The organism is Flavobacterium sp., from assembly GCF_039930565.1.
Taxonomy (GTDB): domain Bacteria; phylum Bacteroidota; class Bacteroidia; order Flavobacteriales; family Flavobacteriaceae; genus Flavobacterium.
Window position 1 is genome coordinate 41808 of sequence record NZ_JBDTTP010000005.1, and the last position, 25375, is coordinate 67182.

Sequence of the window (25375 nt, forward strand, 5' to 3'; positions counted from 1 at the left end):
AAATAAAATTTGAGTTTAATTTAATAAAAAAAGAGGCTTATAAAGCCTTTTTTAATTAATGTTTCCCTTTTCCTTTGCTATGTCCATGCTCTTTGTCATTTCCATGATGATCATTGTGCTTTGGTCCACCATTTCCTTTGCCAGGTTTTGGTCCAATAGTTTTTTGAGGTTTCCCTTTATAGCCTTTTCCATATTTTACTTTATGGGTTTTGAAATGATCATAAGGTCTGTCTCCTCTATAATCTGTCAATACTACCTTGTATTCGTTATAAAGATCATAATTTCTGTAAACAGTAGGTAATGATCGTCTTCTTATCCATGTTCCGTTATTGATGTACACATAATTAGATGTTCTGACATCATAATACGTTTCAAGATCGGGTAAATAATAATAACGAACATCATCATAACCAGCTGGTCCCCATGCTGGCGGGCTTCCAACATTTACATTTACAGAAAGCTGAGCATGTGAAGGAGTAAAAGACAGCAATACTATTACTATCAATAAATATTTTAAAGTTTTCATAATTCCATTATTAATTGGTCATATATTCTTTAAGACAAAAACCGAGCCTAAAAATAATTGAGATATTTGGTTAATTCTTAGAATCAAATAGTAGTCATTATTTACTTTTCTTCAAAGCATCTAACAGTTCAATCATATCAACTACTGCATAAGTAGAGGAATAGTCAGATACCGCATAAGGTAATATAAGACTATTGTTATGAATAATTGCACCGCATGAATAAACTACATTTGGAACATATCCTTCACGCTCATCTTCCAATGGTGAAAGCAGAGGCTCACTAAGTCTTCCAATTTCCTTAGAAGGATCATCAAGATCAAATAATGAAGCACCTATACAATAGCGTCTCATTGTTCCTACACCATGGGTAATAACAAGCCACCCTTCTGCTGTCCAGAGTGGCGAACCACAATTTCCAATTTGTGTAATTTCCCATGTGTAACGTGGTTCCTGAAGTCGAATAGGAGTATTCCATTGTGTAACCCTGTCAGAATACATAATATAATTATTAACACCATCTATTCGGGCAAGCATGGCATATTTACCTTTTATTTTTCTTGGAAATAAAGCCAGGTTTTTATTCTGAGCCCCGGTACCATGTAAAGGCATAACTCTAAAGGTGTAAAAATCTTCAGTAGAAATAAGTTTCGGCAATATGGTATGCCCATTATAGGCTGTATAAGTTGCCATAACACGGGTAGAACCATCGTCATCAACAAAGCGGACAAAACGCGCATCTTCGATACCACGGCTTTCAGAATCGGAAATTGGGAATATAACGCGTTCCGTAATATCAGAATCATGTTTGAATTCTAAATCATAAAATGATTTTGCCAACCAGAGTATTTCATTAAGGGCTATTCTTCTTTCTTCCCGAATAGCAGGGTCGCTTAAACCAGTATTTACAATATTCTTTAAAACTTCATATTCAAATTCATCCGGCAAATCCTGCATAATTTGTGTAATGTACTTGTCCTGTGTATGCATTTCAGACAATTTCATTAAGAATCGTTCTTTGTTAAAAAACGATTTGTGCATAATTTCAGCCTTATCAATATGATGACCAATTTTCATAATCTGAAGGTTGTTATCTTTGTCAAGAATACCTCTTCTGAAAACAATTGACGATATATGTCCCTCACCGGTTGCCCTAAAGGAAATAATAACTCTTTTTTCACCCATTTCCAGACCGGACTGATCAAAATCTTCCACAATTGAAGGATTGAAAATAGCGGCAGATTCTATAGCATATTCCATTGTGCAATAAGCTCCTATAAGCATTTTTCGATCAAGCGATATTGCTTCATAATTAATCTGCATTGCTTCTATTACAGGTCTGATTTTTTCGCAATGTTTAAAAAATATGGACGAAATATTTCTATGGCGCCTTGCAAACTCCCGAAGTGTCTGCTCCAGGGTTTCTAATACTTGTTTTTCATCAAGCATCATAATGCGCGCCACCATTTGTTGGGTCCTTTCATCACCATTCACAAAAAATCGTGCAACAACTCTTTTTGAATCAGGGATAAATTTTATATTTTTTCTGATAACTGATACTCGCATAGTTTATTTTTTTACAACCAAGTAATTTTAATTTATTTTTAATAATAAAACAAGTTAATAATTTTTAAAGAAAAAAAAGCCATATTTTTTATTAACATTACTGGACTTATATTGCTTTATCTGTAAGTAATTCATTATTAAGATAGTATTCTAAATATATCGCAATTTTTCTTCCTCAATATCTAAATAATGCATTTGTCTTCGTATTATAGATTCATCCAGGGTTTGATCCTGCCTGTTTTTATTTATGAGCCATTCTCTTTGTTTGTGTAATAAGTCCAGATAGATAGGTTTAAGGTCATTTCCAATTGATTCATCCTCATTTATATTAGTATGCTGTTCCCATTTCTGAATAAGATGCTGTAAGGAAGGGTTGTTTTCAATCTCGCCATTATAATTTGTTTTTAAATAATGTATGGCATATTGAGCTAATTCCTGTTGAATATTATGATAAATTTCATCTTTAGTCAATTTATCATCTGTAGTTTTAAAATCTATTTTTTTTATAAAATATGGCAAAGTTAAGCCTTGAATTAATAATGTCAGGAGAATAACAACAAAAGTGATAAACAAAATAAGATTACGTTGCGGAAATCCATTACCATTATTCAAATAAACAGGTATTGATAAGGCTGCTGCGAGTGAAACCACACCACGCATTCCTGTCCAACCCAGTATAAAAGGTGTTTTTATACCAGGGGCTCTATCAGCAACAGTAATAAATTTACGTACTATAAATGTAATAACTAAAGCACCATAGGAAGATAACATTCTGCTCACCATTAAAACCAATGTTATTACTATACCATAACCAATTGCACTTGAAATACTGATATTAACCTCTTCAAGACCTTTAGTAATTTGGGGTAAATCTAATCCGATCAGCATAAAAACTAATCCGTTTAAAATAAAACAAAAACTTTCCCAAACATTTATTCCATGCAGTCGGGATCTGCTGTTAAGAAAACGATGTCTGTTATTAGACAGAAGCAATCCACCGCTTACTACTGCCAATACACCTGAACTGTGCGCTTCTTCAGCAGCCAGATAAATAATATACGGAGTTAGAAGTGTTAAAACGATATCCATATTGGCGTCAGTTGGCAAATATCTATGTGCTTTCATAAAAAGCCATCCAATTAATAATCCTATTGCTACACCGCCAATAATCATCCAGCCAAAACTTGATGCCGCTTTATAAAATAGAAATTGCTCCGTTGCAACAGCAATCATGGCAAATCTGAAAATGATCAAAGAAGAGGCGTCGTTCAATAAACTTTCACCTTCTAATATGGAGGAAATACCCTTTGGAACTTTAACAAATTTCAAAATTGCGCCCGCACTTACTGCGTCCGGGGGTGAAACTATCCCGCCCAGTACAAAACCTAATGCTAATGAAAATCCTGGGATTAAATAATTAGCAACTAACGCTACAGAAAGTGCTGATAAAAAAACTACTACAAAAGCAAAGCTTGTAATAATTCGACGCCATTTCCACATTTCTTTCCAGGAAACTGTCCAGGCTGCTTCATATAATAATGGGGGCAAAAAAATAAAAAAGATGAGTTCAGGCTGGATATTAATTATAGGTACCCCGGGAATAAAGCTTATAACTAATCCGGCGAGTACCAATAATATAGGATAAGCCACTTTTATTTTATTAGCCAGCATAATCAGCAATAAAATAAGTATTAAAAGACCAAGATAAAATGGGAAGTTTTCAAGCATATTAGTTTATAGAAAATCTTGTTAGTTAATTCTTTATTTAATAGTCAGATTATTTATAGCCTTAATTAACAAATCAGGATCATTCGTTTACTGAAATATTATAGTTAGTAAAGAATTTTAAAGATAATAGTATTAATTATGTTATGAAATAAAAATTAATACTTATTTGTCAATTACTGTTGTCAAGAATCGTACTTCTACAAACCTATTTTTAATATCTCCATATTTTCTTTTTCTGTTTTATGTCTTGCAATTTTTATCATATTTAAGCCAAAAAAACAGCAGATTGTAAATAAAAATTATTACAATCGGCTGTTTTTTTATCATCTCATAATTAAATTAATTATCAAAATATATTAATAGTATAAGTAAATGATGTAGGCACAGCAAAAACCTGATATTTTTCGAGTGGTTTTGGACCACAGCTGGCTGACCCAACACCTAATGTTTTAGTTGATACGCAGAATACAGTTGAAGTACTTGGAGGCAAATCAATTTTGTATTCTACAGGATGCATTTGTTCATCAGTATGAGGAAGTACTGCTGCCTGCATTAGTTTTTCATCTGCTTTTACCATAAAAGAAGGCATTTCCCTGCCACTTAGTTTCGCCCAACTGACATCTTCATGATTGCCACGTTCCATCGGTTTTTCATATTCATATTGTTCATTTACTCCTAATTCATGAATACCAACTTCGGCTGAACTTTTGCGATCTGAATAATTTTCGAATGGTCCCCGACCAAAGAATGACATGCGATCCAGTTTTTTGTCTAATAACATTCGTACCCCAATTCGGGCCAAATTAATACGGAAACCAACAAATTTAACATCATTATCTACCTTAATTGATCCATCACCATTAATTAAATAGGTTGCAGTATGATAAACGCCAAAACCTTCTTTACCATCTGCTTTTGTTGTAGAAGTAATCCGGATGGAATATTTATCAATAATTTCTATTTTAAAATCAACTACTTTATATTGAAGTGTAGTTACTCCGTACTTTTCCCATTGCTGATAAGCCCAATCATCGTCATTACGGTGCGACGCCCGCCATAAATGTAATTTAGGTGAACCATCCGTTGTTAGAAGATTAATTCCATTTTTATTTAACTGACTCATAAAGCCTGTTTTCTTATCAAAACTTACAGAAAAATCTTTTCCTGAAATAATAGCCGATTCAGGATTTTGAACCAGTTTAACTGTCTGTGTGATTTTTATTTCATCCAGGGGCAGTGTATTCACGGGAACTTTAAATTGCTCAGTCGCTACTTCAAAATCTTTTTCAGCCCAAAGTGTTTTTTCCTTTTGCTTATATGAAATTCTTAAATAGTATTCCGAATCTGCTTTAGGATGCTCTATTTTGTAAGGGATGTTAGCTGTAAAAATTCCTTTACCCCAAGTAGGGCGAATTTTAAATTTTCCGTTTCCAATTTCTTGTCCGTTTTCGGTCAGGCTCCAGGTAGCATCAAAACCATCCAGAGAAATAAACTGGTATTTGTTTTTAATTTTAATACTGCCGTTAACGGGATCAGTAAGTTCGGTATCAATCCATTGAAATGCTTTTTTCATTTCGGGATAATGTGGCTTTACATTGTTTCCTGCTGTTGCACGGTCATAAGAAATTACTCCTTTGTGAATAAAATAGTGATCATTTGGCTTTTCTCCAAAGCCGCCTCCATAAGCTAAAATAGGATGATTAGGATCACGCTTGTTCCATAATGCCTGATCCTGGAATTCCCAAATAGCACCTCCCAAAATTTCAGGATTGTTGTCAAATGCCTTAGAGTATTCATCAAGAGATCCCATAGAGTTGAACATAGCATGAACAAATTCACAGATATAAAGTGGTTTAGTCAGACCCCAATTTTTCGCCATATCAACATACTCGGCTGCACTTCCATACATGCGTCCATCTAAGTCTGCAGGATTGTTTTTGCCGCTGCCAAATCTTTCATAATGAACAAATCGTGTAGAGTCAATTGCCTTAACTTCAGCCATTGCGGCTTTAAGATTTGTGCTGATTCCACCGCCTTCATTTCCAAGTGACCAAATAATTACAGAGGGATGATTTTTAAAATTTTCAACATTAGCCACATTACGATCAATAATAGCTGCTTTTATAGTTGGTTCTTCATCAAACCTTTTATCATAACCATGATATTCCATATTCGCTTCAGCAACTAACCAGATTCCCCATTCGTCACACAACTCATACCAACGAGGATCATTTGAATAATGGCTGGTACGGATGTGATTACAATTTCCTTGTTTAATAACTTCCAAATCGCGTATCATCTGTTCTTCTGTAACCGCATGCCCAACGTCTGACCAGTGTTCATGGCGGTTTACACCTTTCAGTTTGATAGGTACACCATTTACCATAAAAACACGACCGTTGATTTCTACTTTGCGAAATCCTATTTTTGATGACACTATTTCACCCTCAGAATTTGTCAATACAACGGTATATAGATGAGGAGTTTCAGCAGTCCATTTTAATGGATTCAACACTTTGATTTTTACATTAAGTGATTCTTCCTTATTAGCTTTAAGTGCAGTACCCATTGCAATTCCTTTAGCTATTTCCTTGCCTTCTTTGTCATAAAGTGTTGCTGTGAATGTTTGCGCTTTAGCAGTTTTGTCACTGTAATTTTTAATTTTAGCGGATACATTCAATGTTGCATCCTTATATTCGTTGTCCAGCTCCGTTTTTACAAAAAAATCACGGATATGTACTTGTGGAGCGCTCCATAGTGTTACATTTCTGAAAATTCCGTGCAGACGCCACATATCCTGATCTTCGAGCCATGTGCCTGAGCTGTATTGGTATACCTCTACAGCAATCATATTTTTGCCGGGTTTCAGATATTTGGTAAGATCAAACTCTGCAGCATTTCGACTATTTACACTAAAACCAACTTTTTGACCGTTTACCCACAAAAAGAAAGCACTGTCAACACCATCAAAAGTTATGAAATTACGACGGCCTGACCATTCTGCAGGAATAGTAAATTCCCTGCGATAGCTCCCCACCGGATTTCTTTCAACATAAGATGTATACCATTTCTCTGGTTCACTCATTACACGCGGATAATCTTTTTTAATCGTATATCCTAAGTTCCTGTAAAAAGGTGTGCCATAACCATGAACTTCCCAGTTAGAAGGCACAGGGATTTCTTTCCATCCGGAAACATCAAAATCCGATTTGTAGAAATCAACAGGTCGCTTTTCCGGAGTTGGTACCCAGTTAAATTTCCATTGCCCGTTAAGACTTGCACAAAATGATGAAGCATGTCGATTGGCCTTCAGGGCTTCTTTAAGATTGGCATATGGCATTAATGTGGCATGATAAGGTTCTTTGTTTATGCCTAATAATTCAGGGTTGTCTATTTCTGGTGGAATTAAAGCTCCTGTGTAGCCAGTTTGAGCTACAATCTGATTCACTTGAAATAATGATAAGAAAATTAATAGTATGAAAGTTTTTTTTGTCATTGGTTATAAGTATTTCTACATTGAATGCTATTTTATTTATAAAATATCTTTTTGATGAGAAGAATTGTTATTTATTTCAGAATTATTTATGAATACCACTATTATTAACTTATTTTTTAATCCATATAAAAACAAATATATTTAAAAAGCATATACAAAACAATCGGTTGCATTATTTTAGATTTTAATTTTATTTATTATAATATGAATTTTTTTAAACATAATAAAAAAAATAACACAATCGGTTGCTTTTTTGTCTTTTTGTTTATTTTTGTCTAACGCCTTAAAATTTAATTATCCATTAATGTAAGGTATCATGCAAATATTTTAAAATTTTTGGAAATCATATTAGGATAAAACTTCAATTTATTTAAAATACAGTAAAATTTAATTATTACTGTTGTAAGACGTGATAAGAAGTATTAGTAATCTAAACAGCAATCATAAAAAATAATAATTATAAAAATGATGATAAAAACAAGTAAAATTTTAGTATGCACATTGGGGTTATTACTCTCCGGAACAAATGTTAAGGGACAAAATAATCTGAATTCAAATGACAAATCAGATAATAAATTTGTACATCACGCAATAGGGAATCCTTATCTGCCTTTATGGGAACACTTACCCGATGGTGAACCCCGGGTTTTTGATGATCCTGATAATCCGGGAAAATACCGGGCCTACATTATTGGATCTCATGATGTGCGTAATACTAGCTATTGTGGCGCAGATATACGAATCTGGTCAGCACCTGTGGGAAATCTGTCCAGTTGGCGCGATGAAGGCCCTGCTTTTACTTATGAAGTGGATGGAAAATGGGATGTCATGTATGCCCCTGACCTTGTTGAGGTAAAAAGAAAAGACGGAAAAAAAGAATATTATTTATATCCGCACAGTCGGGGACAAAACAGAGAAGCAATGGTGGCCAAAGGAAGCCGGCCTGACGGACCTTTTAAGCCGATAAATTTAACTGCTGACGGAAAGCGTACAGTACCGGGCAGCATTTTAGGTTTTGATCCTGCTATTTATGTTCAGTATATTACCGATCCAAAAGATCCCGACTACGAAATTGGGTTCAGGGTTTATGGGTATTGGGGTTTTCAAAAATCATCAGCAGCAGAATTAGATCAGAATACCATGTATTCACTGAGACCAGGAACGAAAATAATTGAACGCTTTTTACCCGCCAGCTCCAGATATGGAGTAACCCGTGATCCTGAAGGAACTGAATTTCCTAAAATATATCCAGGTGAAGATTTAGGAACGTTCAATTTTTTTGAAGCATCTTCTATCCGTAAAGTGGGAAATAAGTATGTGTCGATTTACAGTGGGTATTCAGGACCAGAATATGGTGTAAGCAGTTCAAATTCTACTTTGCGTTATGTAATAGGCGACTCACCATTAGGCCCTTGGAAAAGTGGCGGAGTTTTAGTTGATTCCCGTGCTCCGGTATTGAATCAGGACGGTACCGCAATTGAAACAACTAATGCAGGTCATAACACACATGGCAGTATTCAGGAGATTAACGGGCAGTGGTATGTTTTTTATCACAGGCCTCCAAGAGGATTTGGTTACGCACGCCAGGCAATGGTAGCACCAGTTAAGGTTACCTGGGATGATAAACCTGTATCAGAAGGAGGTACTGTTTTAATTACAGGATATGACCCATATAGCCCTGATACAACATGGACAGCAAAAGATAGTCAGGGTAAACAATATAAAGGGGCAGAAGTGACTTCGGAAGGATTTCATATTTATGGGCTTGATCCTTATCAATATTATTCTGCAGGTTATGCAAGTTATCTTTCTGACAATAGCATCCAACAGGATTCATGGGATATTTGGGATAACCATATGCCTATTACTAAAGTTAAAAATGGCCATATTATTGGATACAAATATTTTGGTTTTGGAGGACTTAAAAAGGATAAGGATGGCTTAAAAGCTTTCAAAGGGACTAAAAAAGGAAACAATACAAAATTTAACTTGTTTCTAACCCCAAAAACAACAAAATCCTTTAAAGTTAATGTTTGGTTAGATGGTCCGTGGGATAATGCTGCCTGGAAAGGAAAAAAAATAGCAGAAATTATTGTTCCTGAGAATGCTAAACAGGAAATCACTAATTTTACTGCAGATGTTTCAAAGTTTGTTGACCAGTTAGATAAAAAACATGCTATTTTTTTAGTAGCTGAAGGTGTTGAATCAGAAGAACTCTTCAATCTGGCAGGTTTGGGATTCAGTTCAAAAGACAAGAAGATTTCACCTCCTGTTGTACCGACAGTAAAAATTATGGTTAACGGAAAAGCATTAGAATTTTCTCCAACTCCAGTAAGATCTACAGATCAAAATGGAATTTTAGGATATGATAGTTACCAGGAGACTTATAAAATTCCATCTGGTACAACTACAATACCTATATTATCAGCTTCTGCCAATAATTCGAAAGTAAAAGTTACGGTTACACAAGCAGTGACCTTATCAGGAAAAGCGTTAGCAAAATTTGACTATGATGGTGTAGTTAAAAACTATGTAATACAATTTATTTCGGAATAAAACATAAACCCCTGCTATCATGATCAGGGGTTTATTTTTTGTAGTGAGGATATAATAAATAGAATGGCAGACACATATATTCATTTATCTTTTTGGATGCATACTATAATATTAATTTAATGTAATTTTTGTATAATAATTTACTCCACTATGTAGATAGTAATCAAATGGTTACAATTTGGCAAGGATTCTGATTTGAGGTTTGATTTATTCAACATTTGTTTCCACTATCGTATGTTCAAATCTTCAATGTTAGTGAAACTTTGGTTAAGGTATTATTTATAATAAAAAGGAAAAGGAAAAATAAGTATTGTTTTAGAAGTCAAATCCCCGGAGTAAAAGATACTTCCCTGTATTAATGTTGAGCAATTAAAATGTTTAAATCGTTTTTTTAAAAATTACACTAAGATTTCCTGTTTAATAGTTACAGTTATTTTTGTATGAACATTGACTTTGAATTTTTGAAGCCATTATTTAATCTTTTGATAGCTTTTTCAACATCTCTAAAAGGTTCTCTTAATTTAGATGTTATTTATGTATAGCAATCGTACATTTAGCAATGCGTTTGATTAAAAAGATAAATGATTATAGCATCTGTTTTTTAATTAAAATTCTGGATAATTTGGAAAATAGAATTGCAATTGAAGTTTTTATGGAATGTAAATATTTCTAGAATTTAAATTTATGCAATAGTTTTCTTTTAATTTATAACTTGTTAATTGGTTTTATCTAAAATTCTGAAACACGAAAAGTTTAGTGTTATTTATTATTATAAGTTTCGAAATAAAGGATGTTTATTTAGGATATTGCATTTTTTAATTGTTGCATTTTTTTTTATATAAATAAATAAATAGATAGCAATGTATTATTTAGATTTGCATACAAAAGTACTAGTTGACTGGTTATTTGAGGATGGGAAATAAAATAAGCGATATCAGACTGTGGGATCAAATTAAAAATGGGGACGCTCAGGCTTATCATAAACTATATGATCAGTATGGTGATGTGCTTTTTTCCTTTGGAATCCAATATACAAATGATCAAGTTTTGGTAGAGGATGGCATACATGATGTTTTTTTAGAACTTTATAGATATCGCAAAACTCTTGCAGACGAAGTAAATATAAAATCGTACTTGTTTAAATCACTTCAGCGCAATATTTTCAAAAAGTTAAAATTGCAAACTAAAATAGTACGTCTTGATTCTATTGCAGAAAATAACTATAAAACAGAATCTGTAGAAGACGAACTTATTGTTAGTGAAACCACTTTTACAAAGCATGCAAATCTTGCCTTAGCTTTAACATCTCTAACTAAAAAGCAACGATATGCTTTGCATTTAAGGTTTAGTGAAGATCAATCTTACGAAGAGATTTCTATCATCTTAGAGATTTCTTTAGAGTCCTGCAGAACTCTTATTTACAGATCTTTAAAAGAACTTCGAAAGAAACTTTAAAAAAAGATTAAAAAAAGATTAAATTTTTTGTCTATGTTTTTGCTTTTTGTTTCTCTTACTGATATAGAGAATCTAAAAGAAAAATATTTTGTACCCAAATTTCAAAATTTTACCAAAAGAAAACAAAGCCGATTTAAAATCAAGAATTGCAGAAAGCATTGCTTCTGAAAAAAAACGCACCATAAAAAGAAAGCTTCTGGTATGGTCTTATAGTGCAGCCGCAGTATTTTTAATTTTCTTGGGTTTTTTGTTTAGTGTTAAGCAAGAAAAACAATCCGTTACGATTAGCTCGATTGAGCAATTTGTAAAAAACAGTAAAGTAGACAGTTCTTTTGCAAAAAGTAAGACAGTTAAATTGGTTTTATCGGATCAGAAATCTATTACTGTTGGTGACAGCACTACTATTGCCTATGATGCATCAGGAAATAAAGTTAATGTTAATAATAAACAGATCAAACAAAATAAATCTGGTGAAACACAATATAACACTGTTTTAGTTCCGTATGGAAAAAGAGCACAACTGAGTTTAGCAGACGGAACTTTAGTCTGGCTGAATTCGGGTTCTAAATTAATTTATCCAACCGCCTTTAATACTCAAAGCAGAGAAGTATTTTTAGAAGGAGAAGGAATTTTTGATGTGGCTCATAATGCAGCAAAACCCTTTTTTGTAAGAGCAGCCAATAATTATAGTGTTCGGGTATTAGGAACATTATTTAATGTGAGTTGCTATCCTACTGATGCTAAAGTTTCGACAGCATTATTGCGCGGTAAAGTGAAAGTTGCTTATGCTAAAAATGGATTCTTTAGCAATGATACATTACAAAGTATTCTTAAACCTGGAATGCTTGCGGCTTTGGACAAAAAAAACCAAACCATTAAAATAATTGTTCAGGATGTAGAGCCTCTGTTTTCGTGGAGAAAAGGATATTATGAATTCTCCCAGGAAAAACTGCCTCTGGTATTAGAAAAACTAACACGTTATTACAATGTCACTTTTGTGATGAATAAAGCAAAAAATCAGAATGAAACCTATTCAGGTGCTTTTAAACTGAACGATGATTTAGATAAAGTGGTAAAAACATTGGAAGCCACCACAGGTTTTGATTTCGTATATGATGCCGAAACCAGAGAGATAACTATTAACTAAATGCTAATGACTATAATTTATTGATGCCTATGATGTAAATAAAATTTAGAATAAAAGAAATATAACCAGTCAAAAAAAAACCAAAAGATGCTGGAACATCTCTTGGCTATGTAAACTTTTAATTGCGGATGCAATTATTAAAATAACTAAAACAAAATTATGAATAATAATCATGATAAAGGCTTTCTATTGCCTAAAAAAATCATCAACCTTACTTTTATTTTATTTATGAGAGTATCCATTTTAGTTCTGTATTTAGGATTAACCACTATTTATGCCAATGGTTTGAAAGCACAAAATGAAATCTCTGTAAAATTACAGGGAGCTTCACTGCAAACGCTTTTTACTACCATTCAGCAAAAGAGTGACTACGTATTTTTTTATAATGATGATTTACTTTCTTCTTCTAAAAAAGTAAATATAAATGGATACGGTACAGTTCAGGAAATCTTAAATGCTACTTTGTCTAATTCAGGCTTAACTTATACTATTATAGATAAACAGATTGTAATTAAGAAAGATAAAAAACAACAACAGCAAGAATACGACCTTACCGGAGTTGTCACTGATAAAATTGGAAATCCATTAATTGGAGTAAATGTATTATTGAAACGTAATCCAGGTAATTGGGATATTACACGTGAAAAAGGAGAATATAGAATAAGAGTAACAGCTACAGATTCGTTGCGCTTTGATTATTTAGGATATAAATCAAAAACAATTGCAGTTAATAATCAAAAATTCATTAAAGTGATATTAACGCAAGATGTAATGGAATTAACTGGCGTTGAGATTGTGGGTTCTAATGGATATACTAGTCTTCCTAAAGAAAGAGTAACAGGATCTTTTGAAGTAATCACCGCAAAAGAACTAGCAGAAGTTCCTACAGTTGACTTAGCTTCAAGACTAGAAGGAAAAATGTCTGGCGTAAAAGTAGATCCTAGAACAGGTAGTATTACTGTAAGGGGAACTAATAATTACATGGGCGGTGGGAATCCGCTAGTTGTTATTGATGGTTTTCCACAGTCTGAAGAGGATTTTAAATTTAGCAGAAGAAGCGTATCTGGTTCTTCCATTTTAAGTTTTCTTAATCCGGACGATATAGAAAGTGTTACCGTTTTAAAAGATGCTGCTGCAGCCTCTATATGGGGATCTCGTGCTGCCAATGGAGTAATTGTTGTAACGACAAAAAAAGGAAAAAAAACAGATCCTGTAGTTAGTTTTAGCACCACTACTACGATGGGTGAAAAAATGGATTTAGGGAAATTGCGTGTCATGAATAGTGCACAATACATCGATTACGAAAAAAGTTTAGTTTCTGGTGAATTTATTGCTGACAATCTTAACCAAGATATTAATTCTGGTCTTGCCAAAAATCCAAGTGCAGCTCAGGAAATTATATTTCAGCAACAAAGAGGAACCATTTCTATGGCACAAAGAGATCAATTATTAACGGAGTTGGCACAAAATGACAATCTGGGTCAAATTAATAAGTATTTATTAAGAAATTCAGCAACCAGACAATATGATTTATCTGTAAGTGGGGGAACTGATAAAAGCACGTATTACTTATCTTTAGCGTATAACAAAGATGATGCAGCCTTTAGAGGAAATGAATCCCAATCTTATAATATCAATTTAAATAACTCTTTTCAACTTAAAAGTTTTTTAAAATTAAATACAGGAATAAATTACGTTTCTAGTACTTTTCAAGAAAACAATACTGTTAATGAAGCCTTGTCAAATGTATCACAAACAGCATTGCGCCCTTATGATATGCTGGCAGATGAAAATGGAAACGGAATTAATAGGTATATTATTTTTAGACCTGAAATAGCACAAGGATTTGAAAACAAAGGATACTTGCCTTGGACTTACAACTATTTAGATCAGTTAAATTATTCTAATGTAGTTTCTAAAGGGGAAAATTTAAGATTAACTGCTAATTTAACCGCAACAGTAAACAGTTGGTTAAATTTTGAAGCTTCTGGTATGTACACTTCCATTGGAAATAAAAGCAGAGCATTAAATGAAACAGATAGTTATTATACTAGAAATTTAATTAACGAGGCAACCGATCCAAGTACTTTAAAAACAGGGATTCCTTATGGAGCTTATTTGAAAAATACGACAACTTCTAATGATTCTCAAAGTATGCGTTTTCAGATGAATGTCAATAAGAATTTCAATGAAAATAATTCCTTACACTTCTTGGCAGGTTCAGAAATTAGAGAAGAACGCAGAGAAGGATCAGGCCAAAGTTTTTATGGTTATGATGTAGATACAAATGGAGGAAAAGCTATTAATCCTACAACAGAGTATGTTACTGTTTATGGATGGTCGACTATTATTGGGGCTTCAGATAATAACATAAGCAAAGCCAGACAGCGCTTTTTATCGTATTATGGATTGGGCTCTTACGATTACAGGAATAGATATCACGTATCAGGAAGTGTTCGTTTTGATGATACTAATTTAGTGGGAGCTTCTAGGAAAAACAGGGCTTTACCCCTATGGTCTGTAGGTGGTAAATGGGATATTAATAAAGAGTTTTTTCTAAAAGAAGTGAGCTGGTTAAACAATTTGTCTGCCAGAGTAACGTATGGTAAAGCAGGAGCCTCACCTGTTGGTGGTTTTGGAAGTAGGAGTCCTATTATTGGTTTGTCGCCAACACCTGATTTTTACACCCAATTACCAACTGCCAATATTTCAGTGGCAGAAAATCCTGAAATTAAATGGGAAACAACAGCAACACTTAACTACGGTTTAGATTATTCTATTTTAAACAATCGTTTAAACGGAAGTGTCGATTTTTATTATAAAAAATCAGATGATATTATAGCTAATGTTCCACATAACCCAACATATGGCTGGTCTTATTTAAATTACAATACAGCTTTGCTTAAAGGTCACGGTGTGGATTTAAATATTGGCGGACTTATTGTAAACAAAGCTTTTAAATGGAATAGTAATTTCAACTTATCGTATAATACCAATGAGGTTACAGATACTCGTTATAAACTTACTACAACAAATCAGTATTTAGCGTCAAATCCAATGCTGGGGCAAAGTATAGGCTACCTGTATGCTTATAAGTGGGCTGGTCTGGACGCTACAGGTCAATCGACTGTTGCTAAAAAAGATGGTACTATTATCAACTCTACTCAAGGGATTCAAATGATTGATAAAGACGATCTAAAATATATGGGAAATACTATTGCACCTTATTTTGGAGGATTTATGAATAATTTCTCTTATAGTAATTTTACATTAGGTGTTCAGATTACTTATTATATGGGTAGTGTATTTAGAAATCCAGTATTGCAAAATTATCCTGTTGGTCCGGGGCAACAATATGGTGCTGTAGCCAAAGATGTACTTATTGCTGATCGTTGGCAAGTAGCTGGAGACGAATCTAGTACAAATGTTCCTGGTTTATCCAACGTTAGTTTTAATAGCGTAAATCGTTTTCAGAATGCAGACATTAATGTATTGCCTGCAGACAATATTAGACTGCAGCAAATTTCTTTAGGCTATAACGTTCCTTCTAAATTTTTAGAAAGAACCTTTATAAAGTCTTTGACTTTCAATTTTGCAGCCAGAAATTTAGGATTATTGTGGGTTAAGAATGATTTAGGTATTGATCCGCAATTCTTGTCAACTAATAACTATAATACGCTTGCACCGCAACGCAATTACTCTTTACAATTAAATTGTAGTTTTTAATTTTAAAAAACAGACTTATGAAATTTCTAAAGTTCACACTATATATTTTCCTACCAATACTTTTATTAAACTCTTGTAGAGATTATGTTGAAGTAGAACAGGTTGGGAACAACAGAATATTAAAATATACTGCTGATTACAGAGGCTTGGCTAATAATTACACAACATTGAGCTCTTTTGGAGGAATTCATTTATTTGCCAATGCTGATACTGAATTTCCTATCGCATACCAAAATGGAGTTTCTACAATTTGGGCTAATAGTTATTCATGGCAAAAAATAATATATGATCCTTCTCAAAGCGATGCAGACTGGAATGGTTTGTATCTCTGTATTTACTACAGTAATACTATTATAGACGGGGTAATGAGTAGCCAGAGCGGATCAGATGCAGAAAAAAAAGAAATTTATGCCGAAGCATTAGTTCATAGAGCATTTGCTTATTTACAGCTAGTTAACACTTATGGGCCACAATTTGACCCTACAACTAATAATTCAGAAAAAGCGGTGCCTCTATTATTGGAACCACTCTTATTTTCTTCTTTAGAAAGAAATACAGTTGGGGAAGTGTACGACCAAATTATTTCTGATTTAAAGAATGCCTTGGCTAATGATATTCAAAATGTACCTCAATTTAATGTTTTACCATCAAAAACAGCAGTTTATGCTTTATTAGCCAGAACGTATCTTTATATGGGAGAATACCAATTGAGTTTGGATAATGCACAGAAAGCACTTGAACTACAAAAGGGTCTGATTGATTTAAAAACATTTACCACAGGTTTTAATTATCCAGCTTTAACAAAAAATCCAGAAATCATATTTTCTAAAACCTTATTATTTGGCTATAGAGGAGCTCCATTATCAAATGATTTACTAAACAGTTTTGAAAGTAATGATTTGCGTTACAATTATTACACCATGGCAGGAACTAGCTTTAGACCAGGTTTTGTAGGTAGAGGTTTTGGAATTGCAAATTATAGTCCGACAACTGGTATCAATATTGGAGTTTCGGTTCCAGAGATGTATTTAATTGCTGCGGAATGTAATGCAAGACTTAACAAAACTCAAGAGGCAGTTGATAATCTAAATATTTTAAGAGCTAAAAGGTACAGTGCAGGTTCAGCTTATCAAATCACTGCAGCAAACAGCACAGAGGCTTTGAATCTGGCATTAACAGAAAGACAAAAAGAATTGATAGGAAGAGGATTCCGTTGGTTTGACCAACGCAGATTAAATCTGGATCCTGTTTATAAAAAAACATATACCAGAGTTTTTAAAGGGGAGACCTATACATTAGAACCAAACAGCGCTGGATATGTATTCCCTATTAATCAAAATTACATCGATTTAAACCCTGAACTGGGAAAATAAAACACATATAATGTTAAAAAAAATATCAAATATCAAATTACTGGTATTGGCATTTTGCGCCTTTACCTTACAAGTTACAAGTCAGGAAACAAAGCTTAGATTAACCGGAATGGCTGATACGCCCATTCCGGGATCAGCTTTAAATATGACTTATGATGCAAAAGGTGGCCCACTAGAAAACATAAAAGATATAAACGGTTACGTGTATGTTTTTAATGATTACAAATGGGAAATTGAAGATCTTAAAATGAAGAAAAACGGCGCTTTCTGGAATGTAGAATATACCGTTCCCAAAAACTGTGCTTTTATGGCTTTCAAGTTCTATGGCAATACAGATAATGGTATTTTGACAGATACAGGACAAGACACAGGATACATTTTGGTGGTTTTTAAAGAACCAAAAGTGAAAATGCCAGGAGCCGATTTGGCTTGGGCAACCTTTAGAAATAAGGATTTTAATGGCCAGTTTGGTGATTATTTTAAAGATTTCACGATAAATGGAGATGCCACTGAATATTGGTTAAAAAAAGAAGTGTCCGATCACGGAAACAGGTTTCCTGAGTTTTTTGACACTTATTTTAAAGTGTTAAAGGTGCAAAAACCTGAAAAGTTTCAGGAGTTAGGTAGTCGTTTTTTAGGAGATTTTACAAAAAAAATAACTGGAATGCCAGAGGAAGTCTATCTAAAAGTGCACAACATATATTTAAACGAACTAAAAGACAAAACAAAAGCAGATTCACTAGAAAATGTAATTCAGAAACAATTTCCAAAAGGGGCCTTTTTACGTTTTAAAGCATATCAAAAAATTATGCCAATTGCAGATGCTGCAGAGAGAAATAAAGTTATAACGCAATTTTTAGCTGATTTTCCATATACTGTAGATGTGCCTGATTCTCAAAAGTATTTTTATGATAATATCGTAAAAACGCAATTTGGCTATTATTTTGAGACCACAGATTACAAGAGTATTTTGGCTATGATTCCAACAATGAATTTTGCTAACCTGAATGATGCTTATCATCAGAATATTTCTAAAGGATTGTATTTAAAAGTGGTTGATCCCGCAGTTATAGAAACTATGGCGGTTCCTGTCATTAAACAAATGCAGCAAAAAGTAAATGATTTGTCCTATATGCAGGGCATTTACTGGTCACCAAATCAAGCAACTGAAAATGCAAAAACACAGCTTAATAATGAGTTAGTGATCCAGATTCGCATGTATGATATGTTGAAAAAGTATAAAGAAGTTTTAGAAACTTTTGAATTACTACCCTTTCAAAAACGTTATGAAAAAGCAAGTATCAACGATATTCATGTAAGAGCGTTGGAAACTTTAAACAAGCCAATTATTGAGGTATTGAAAAATGCAGCAAGAGTAAATGCTTTATCTGAAGATTCAACAAATAAATTAAAAGAAGCTTATTTAAAAGAAGGGAAAAAAGAAACTGATTTCCCCGCTTATTTAGAAAAGTTAAAAAAAGAAAACAATTCACAAGAGAAAATCGTTCTAATGAATCCTGTTCCGGCACCAGCAATTAAAGTGGAGACAGCAGACGGAAAGCCAAAACAACTGGTTTTAGACAGCGGGAAAATTATCATAATTGATTTCTGGGCAACCTGGTGCGGACCATGCAAAAAAGCCTTTCCGGCGATGCAGCAATTGGTAAATAACTTCAAAGAAGACAAACAAGTTGAGGTATATTTTATCAGCACTCAGGAGACCAAAGAGGGATATAAAAAAGAAGCATTGGCTTACTTAAAAGAAAAAGAATTAAAACTGGATACTTATTTTGATTTAGTTAAAAAAGGCGGAGGAACCAATAACGAATCATTTGCAAAATATGCCGCTATTTTTAAATCAAGCGGAATTCCGAGAAAAGTAGTGATCAAAAACGGTCAAATCCGCTTTACATCAGAAGGTTTTTCGGGAAATCCGGGTCAGTTGGTAGATGAACTTACTGAAGTTATTAATGCTTTAAAAAATGAAAAATAGATTTTCAAAACCCAATAGCGTTATGAAAAAAACAATTATACTGTGTATACTCGGTTTGAGTATGCACAGTTTATCGGCACAGAAAAAAGCTGTTGATGAGTCTGCGTATCAAACATGGCAACGAATTAACAGTAAATCATTATCTTATAATGGAAAATGGATGTCGTACAGCACTGTTTTTCAGGATGAACAAAAAGAAAACAAAAAGCAAATCATTGTTCAGGGAGCTCCAAAGGGAAAACGTTTCGTATTTGACAATGTGAGCGATCTGAAATTCATCGGAAAAAAAGACTGGGTTCAGTACACTAAAAAGGATACTACGCTTTTGCAAAACCTAAAATCAGGTTTAAAAAGAGTATGGAAAAGCAAGCATTATACAACGATTCTTGAAGACACAGATATTTTATATTATACACGACCGGAAGCTGAAAAAGGAGCCTTTTTTCTACAGCGTTTGGTTTGTTATAATGTAGAAACCAACGACAGTTCATTTGTAAATAATATTAAGTCATTTCGTTTTTTAAAAAACAAATTCATTTTTTATCTTCAGATAGAAAAAGATCAGGCATTCCTGAAATACGGAATCCCAGGTGGAAAACAACAAACGGTTTATAGCGGAAAAGCAACAGATTTTGGAGATTTTCAATTGAACGGAAAAGAAGATGGGGGCAGTTTTACACTTCGTACCAATGAGAATTCAGGTTTTAATATGTTGTATTATTTTAGCCTGAAAACCAATTCAGTGAAACCCATTTTCAATTATGATGCTATTTCGATAGATGATCCTGATTATTCTATTTCAAAAGTAGCTTACGGACTCAATGAAAACACGAATCTCATTTCGTTAATGCTTAATGGCAAAAACCGTCCTGAAATTACCCAGATCCCAAGATCAGAAATTGAAATATGGAAATCAGGTCAGGGTACTATGGAACGCAGACAGGAATTGCTTAGGAATTCTAAAACGTTGCCAAGTGAACAGAAATATTTTTACGATATCAAAAATAAAAAATGCATTAAACTGGCTGCTGCCGGAGAGTTTGATCAGTTACTGGTTCCGGAATCCGGTAATTTTAAAGGTGTTTTTGCTATCGATAAAAAACCGTATACGGTAGAAGTAGACTGGACTTTTAACGAGCGTAACGATATTTATTGGATTGATGCTGCTACAGGAAAATCTACAAAAGTACTAACAGGAGTTTTTGGCGGTATATCCTGGAATCCGCAGGGAAGTTTTGCTGTTATGTATGATGAAAAACAAAAAGAATGGATGGTTTTTGATGCCGGTTCAATGCAGTTTAAAAACATAGGTTCACAAATTTCTTTTCCCGTTTTTGATGATAATGTAGATATGAAATCTTCTAATACGGCTTTCGGAATAGCAGGCTGGTTGAACAACGGAAATTCTGTAGTTATATACGACCAATTTGATATGTGGGCTATTGATCTTACGAATCAAAAAGCACCTTATTGTATTACTCAGGGTTATGGCAGAAAAAATAAAGTGGTTTTAAGATTGGATGGAGTAAGTTATGGTGGAGATCTAACAGACAGAAAAACAATAATCTTAACAGGTTTTGATGTAGAACATAAATCGAAAGGAATTTATAAACTAAGCAATAATACTGTTACCAAAGTATTTGCCAATCCTGATTATGATGTAAAAATAGAAGCCACTTCACAAGATAATTCAAGCGTTTTATTTTCAAAAGAAAGCTATACTGTTTTTAATGATCTTTGGTGGGCAACCTCAAATTTTGGATCCCAACTGCGACTTACAGATATTAATCCGCAGCAAAAAGAATATGCGTGGGGAACCTCAAAATTAGTGAACTGGAAAGCTTTTAACGGAAAAGAAAATCAAGGTAATCTGTATCTTCCAGAGAATTACGATCCTAAAAAAACATATCCGGTACTAGTTCATTTTTATGAAAAACATACCGAAGAGTTAAACCAATATCAATTGCCGGAAACCAGTACTTCGAATATTAATATTCCGTCGTATGTAAGCAGAGGTTATATCGTTTTTCAGCCGGATGTGCATTATACGTATGGCGATCCGGGAAACAGTGTTTATAATGATGTCATCAGCGGTGTTGAGTACTTAATAGCGCAAGGAATCACTGAAAAAGGTAAAATTGGGATTCAGGGACATAGTTTTGGAGGTTACGAAACCTCATTTCTTATTACTAAAACTGATGTTTTTAGCTGTGGAATTGTGGGTTCCGGAGTAAGTAATTTTACAGCAAATTATCCTGTTATGAGATCTAATGGTCTTTCGACGATGTTTAAATATGAAGTCGATCAATACCGTATGGGAAGTTCTTTATTTGATAATTTAGAAGGGTATATTAAAAACTCGCCACTTTTTTCGGTTAAGAATAGTACAACACCAACACTTATTTTTCATAACGATGGTGATCGTGCAGTACCGTATCAGGAAGGACAATCTTTGTTTTTTGCACTTCGGCGTTTAGGAAAACAAGCCTGGCTGGTCAATTACAAAAAAGAAGGACACACTTTAGATCAGGCGGGTAATAGAAGAGACTGGACCAATAAAATGCAGCAGTATTTTGATTTTTACTTAAAAGGTTCAGCACGCCCAAACTGGATGTAATTAATAAAATAATTGAAACACATAGAAACATAGTTTTTTCTTTAAAGATTAAATAACAATCCAGTCTCAAAAAAAATACCAAATCTCTATGAACTGATGTAAGAGAAAAGGGCTTTTTCAGCAGCTTTAAACTATGTTCTATGTGTTAAAAAAGACTGTCATTTGAAGATTTTTCATAAGTCTTCAAATCGACAGAAGGGACTTCTTACACTATTTGTAAAATTTATTTTTCAAAAACAAACTTTACAAATCAATCAAAAAAGAACATTAACTATCAAAAAAATGAAAATAAAATTATTTCTTGCGTATTTTATAATGCTGGGTTTAACGCAGGTTTCAGCGCAATTTAAAACAACAATTCCGTTACGGAAAGACGTTGTTCATGGGACTTTAAACAACGGAATGCACTATTTTATTCTGCATAACGAATGGCCAAAAGAAAGAGCCGATTTTTATTTTGTACAGAATGTTGGTGCAATTTTAGAAGACGACAATCAAAATGGTCTGGCCCACTTTTTAGAGCACATGGCTTTTAACGGAACAGAGCATTTTAAAGGAAAAGCGATGATCAATATGTTGGCAAAACATGGCGTTACTTTTGGACGTGACATTAACGCTTATACAGCACATGATGAAACGGTTTACAATTTAAGTAATGTACCGGTTAAAAATCCAGTTTTATTAGATTCCTGTTTATATGTTTTACACGATTGGTCTGGTTTTTTATCTTTAAAGGATGCGGAAATTGATGCCGAAAGAGGAGTAATTCACGAAGAATGGCGCACCAGAAGAAATGCCGATTTAAGAATTGGATCGCAGTTAGAACCGTTCATTTACAATGGTTCAAAATACGGAGAAAGAGATGTTCTGGGCAATATGGATCTTATCGACAATTTCAAATACAAACAATTAAGAGATTATTATAAAAAATGGTATCTGCCCAATCATCAGGCTGTAATTATTGTTGGAGATATTGATCCTGCAAAAATAGAACAGCAGGTAATGAAAATAATGGGTTCAATTCCAATGCCTTCCAATCCTGCAGAGCGTACTTATGAAGCAATTCCGGATAACGATAAATTGTTGTACAAACTGGCTTTGGATAAAGAAGCTCAGAAAACATCTATTTCATTAAACTTTAAAAAGAATAAACCGCTGGTTGAGGATTTTGCAGCATTTGAAAATAGTATTGCAGAACAATTGACTTTACAAATGATGAATAATCGTTTTAGAGAATATACTGTAAACAATGAAACGGCTTTGTTGGGTGCAGGTTTAAGTTATTCTGGTTTAACCCGTTTGACTTCCTTTTTTACTTTAACAGTAAATCCTAAAAACGGACGATTGCTGGAAGCTTTTCAGCAGGCATATACAGAATATGAGCGAGCAATTCAAAATGGTTTTACAAAAGAAGAACTGGATCGTGTAAAAGAAAATATGCGTACAGGTTATGAAAATCAGTTAAAAAACAAAGATAAAATTAGCAACGAAAACTGGGCTTCGCAATTGCAAAACTACTTTTTAGAAGCTTCGCCTGTAATGAGTTTAGAAGACGAAGTGGAATTTGTAAAAACGACTTTGGCAAAAATAGACGTTAATGGAATCAATAAAGTATTTCGTGCATTTCAAACAGAAAAAAATCAGGTTTTGACCGTTTCAGGACCAGAAAAAGAAAATATTACCTATCCAACAGAAACTGATTATACAACGGTAATTAAAAAAATAAAAGAACAAAAGTTAGAACCTTATACCGAAACAGTTACAAATGCTGATTTGGTTACTGATAAACTTACGATAAAACCAATTGCCAAAAAATTTGAAATTAAAGGAATCGAAGAAGCAAAAGGATATGTTTTAGATAATGGGGCTAAAATAATTATCTATCCAACCACTTTGGCTCAGGATCAAATTCTTTTTTCAGCTTTTAGTCCCGGTGGAATTTCGTTATTGCCACAACAAGATCTTCCATCGTCGCAAATTGCAGCAGTTTTAGCTAAAAATTCAGGATTAGGAGATTTTAAAGTTACCGATTTACAAAAACAGCTTTCAGGAAAAACAGTTAAAGTGAGTCCCTTTATTGGAGAACATTACGAAGGCTTTAGCGGAAGTGCTGTAAAAAAAGATTTAGAAACACTTTTAGAACTGACATATTTATACTTTAAAAATCCAAGATTTGAAAATCAGGCCTACAAGCGAATCATTGATTATTACAGCAATGCACTTGAAAATGTAAATGAAAATAATAATAAAATTTTTGGTGATACAATTGCTTTGTTAGATACTAATCACAGCAAAAGAACTTTTCTTTTAAGCAAAGAAAATCTTGGAGAGCTAAAGTTTGATGAAGCTTCTAAAATCTACAAACAGCGTATTTCAAACGCAGCTGATTTTACTTTTGTTTTTGTTGGAAATATTGGTGAAAGTGACCTTGAAGCAATCAATAAATATTTAGGGAATGTAGCAGGAAATAAAACTCAGGAAAAGTTTATCGATCATAAAACTGGAATGGCTAAAGGATTTTTTAAAGAAAAACTGATTAGAGAAATGAGCGTTCCTAAAACAAGTATATATGTGCATCTTGAAAACAAAACCGCTGTATTTTCAGAGAAGAACCAAATCATGGCGTACATGCTTTCACAATTATTGAATAAGCGTTATTTGGAAAAAATCAGAGAAGACGAGGGGGGAAGTTATGGTGTTCAAACTCAGATCTCATTAGCTAAAAATCCGACACCAGTTTTTTCTTTGACAGTAAGTTTTGACTGTAATCCCGAAAAAGATGGTAAACTCCTTCAGATTGTATATGACGAACTTAATAGTATTGTGAAAAATGATGTGCCAGAAAAAGATTTATCAGACATAAAAGAAGATTTGATTAAAAGCAATCAGCAGAATATTAAATCAAATTCTTATTGGATGAACACGATTGTAGATTACTTAAAAACAGGAGATAAATTTGTTAGCAGTGATGCTTATGAAAATTTAATCAAAAGTATTTCTGTAAAAGACATTAAAAAATACGCAGGCGAGGTATTGCCAAAAGCTGACAAAGTAGAAGTCGTGATGCATCCTAAAACTCATGAAAGTCCTTCAAAATAGAGCTTTATCAATCTAAGAACGGCAATTCTTTATTTTAATTTTAATAGTCTTTAAAAGAAAAAACTTGTGTTTTTTTTAAATTTTGAATTAGTAAT

At 33.4% G+C, this 25375-nt stretch carries 12 protein-coding genes; 8 read left to right on the forward strand and 4 right to left on the reverse strand.

What is annotated here, in order from left to right; genetic code table 11:
• Positions 1-55: 55 nt before the first annotated feature.
• The 4 genes from ABI657_RS02765 to ABI657_RS02780 form a co-directional block, all read right to left on the reverse strand.
• Complete coding sequence (locus ABI657_RS02765) at positions 56-526, reverse strand: hypothetical protein (protein ID WP_348095711.1); 471 nt, start codon at positions 524-526, stop codon at positions 56-58.
• Positions 527-623: 97 nt separating this feature from the next.
• Positions 624-2090 carry a glycoside hydrolase family 130 protein gene (locus ABI657_RS02770; RefSeq protein WP_348095712.1) on the reverse strand — a complete coding sequence of 489 codons (1467 nt, stop codon included), beginning with the start codon at positions 2088-2090 and terminating at the stop codon, positions 624-626.
• 150 nt (positions 2091-2240) lie between these two features.
• Entirely contained in the window at positions 2241-3818 is a 1578-nt protein-coding gene (locus tag ABI657_RS02775; RefSeq protein ID WP_348095713.1) for a Na+/H+ antiporter, read from the reverse strand.
• Between the two features lie 346 nt (positions 3819-4164).
• The gene (locus ABI657_RS02780; RefSeq protein WP_348095714.1) at positions 4165-7314 is read right to left on the reverse strand and encodes a glycoside hydrolase family 2 TIM barrel-domain containing protein; all 3150 of its coding nucleotides are present in this window, start codon (positions 7312-7314) and stop codon (positions 4165-4167) included.
• Positions 7315-7779: 465 nt separating this feature from the next.
• Between ABI657_RS02780 and ABI657_RS02785 the strand changes: the two genes are divergently transcribed.
• The 8 genes from ABI657_RS02785 to ABI657_RS02820 all read left to right on the forward strand — a co-directional run bounded on the left by ABI657_RS02785 (position 7780) and on the right by ABI657_RS02820 (position 25280).
• Positions 7780-9870, forward strand: coding sequence for a hypothetical protein (locus ABI657_RS02785; RefSeq protein ID WP_348095715.1), 2091 nt, complete (start codon positions 7780-7782; stop codon positions 9868-9870).
• Positions 9871-10764: 894 nt separating this feature from the next.
• On the forward strand, positions 10765-11325 hold the full coding sequence (locus tag ABI657_RS02790) for an RNA polymerase sigma factor (RefSeq protein WP_348095716.1): 561 nt from the start codon (positions 10765-10767) through the stop codon (positions 11323-11325).
• Positions 11326-11413: 88 nt separating this feature from the next.
• Positions 11414-12472, forward strand: a complete 1059-nt coding sequence (locus ABI657_RS02795; protein WP_348095717.1) for a FecR domain-containing protein — start codon at positions 11414-11416, stop codon at positions 12470-12472.
• Positions 12473-12631: 159 nt separating this feature from the next.
• Entirely contained in the window at positions 12632-16198 is a 3567-nt protein-coding gene (locus ABI657_RS02800) for a SusC/RagA family TonB-linked outer membrane protein (RefSeq protein WP_348095718.1), read from the forward strand.
• Positions 16199-16215: 17 nt separating this feature from the next.
• A complete protein-coding gene (locus ABI657_RS02805; protein ID WP_348095719.1) occupies positions 16216-17571 on the forward strand; it encodes a RagB/SusD family nutrient uptake outer membrane protein in 1356 nt (451 codons plus the stop codon).
• 10 nt (positions 17572-17581) lie between these two features.
• Positions 17582-19564: a TlpA disulfide reductase family protein gene (locus ABI657_RS02810; RefSeq protein WP_348095720.1), complete on the forward strand. Its 1983-nt coding sequence runs from the start codon at positions 17582-17584 to the stop codon at positions 19562-19564.
• A 22-nt stretch (positions 19565-19586) separates the two neighbouring features.
• Positions 19587-22181, forward strand: a complete 2595-nt coding sequence (locus ABI657_RS02815; protein WP_348095721.1) for a prolyl oligopeptidase family serine peptidase — start codon at positions 19587-19589, stop codon at positions 22179-22181.
• A 282-nt stretch (positions 22182-22463) separates the two neighbouring features.
• Positions 22464-25280 (forward strand): insulinase family protein, encoded by a 2817-nt coding sequence (locus tag ABI657_RS02820; protein WP_348095722.1) that lies wholly within the window; start codon positions 22464-22466, stop codon positions 25278-25280.
• The last annotated feature ends 95 nt before the right edge of the window (positions 25281-25375 follow it).

What these genes read in the sequence shown, in the direction of transcription:
- ABI657_RS02770 (WP_348095712.1), bottom strand. Translation starts at nt 2,090, where the DNA reads ATGCGAGTATCAGTTATCAGAAAAAATATAAAATTTATCCCTGATTCA.
- ABI657_RS02775 (WP_348095713.1), bottom strand. Translation starts at nt 3,818, where the DNA reads ATGCTTGAAAACTTCCCATTTTATCTTGGTCTTTTAATACTTATTTTA.
- ABI657_RS02815 (WP_348095721.1), top strand. Translation starts at nt 19,587, where the DNA reads ATGAAAAAAACAATTATACTGTGTATACTCGGTTTGAGTATGCACAGT.
- ABI657_RS02780 (WP_348095714.1), bottom strand. Translation starts at nt 7,314, where the DNA reads ATGACAAAAAAAACTTTCATACTATTAATTTTCTTATCATTATTTCAA.
- ABI657_RS02800 (WP_348095718.1), top strand. Translation starts at nt 12,632, where the DNA reads ATGAATAATAATCATGATAAAGGCTTTCTATTGCCTAAAAAAATCATC.
- ABI657_RS02805 (WP_348095719.1), top strand. Translation starts at nt 16,216, where the DNA reads ATGAAATTTCTAAAGTTCACACTATATATTTTCCTACCAATACTTTTA.
- ABI657_RS02785 (WP_348095715.1), top strand. Translation starts at nt 7,780, where the DNA reads ATGATGATAAAAACAAGTAAAATTTTAGTATGCACATTGGGGTTATTA.
- ABI657_RS02820 (WP_348095722.1), top strand. Translation starts at nt 22,464, where the DNA reads ATGAAAATAAAATTATTTCTTGCGTATTTTATAATGCTGGGTTTAACG.
- ABI657_RS02765 (WP_348095711.1), bottom strand. Translation starts at nt 526, where the DNA reads ATGAAAACTTTAAAATATTTATTGATAGTAATAGTATTGCTGTCTTTT.
- ABI657_RS02810 (WP_348095720.1), top strand. Translation starts at nt 17,582, where the DNA reads ATGTTAAAAAAAATATCAAATATCAAATTACTGGTATTGGCATTTTGC.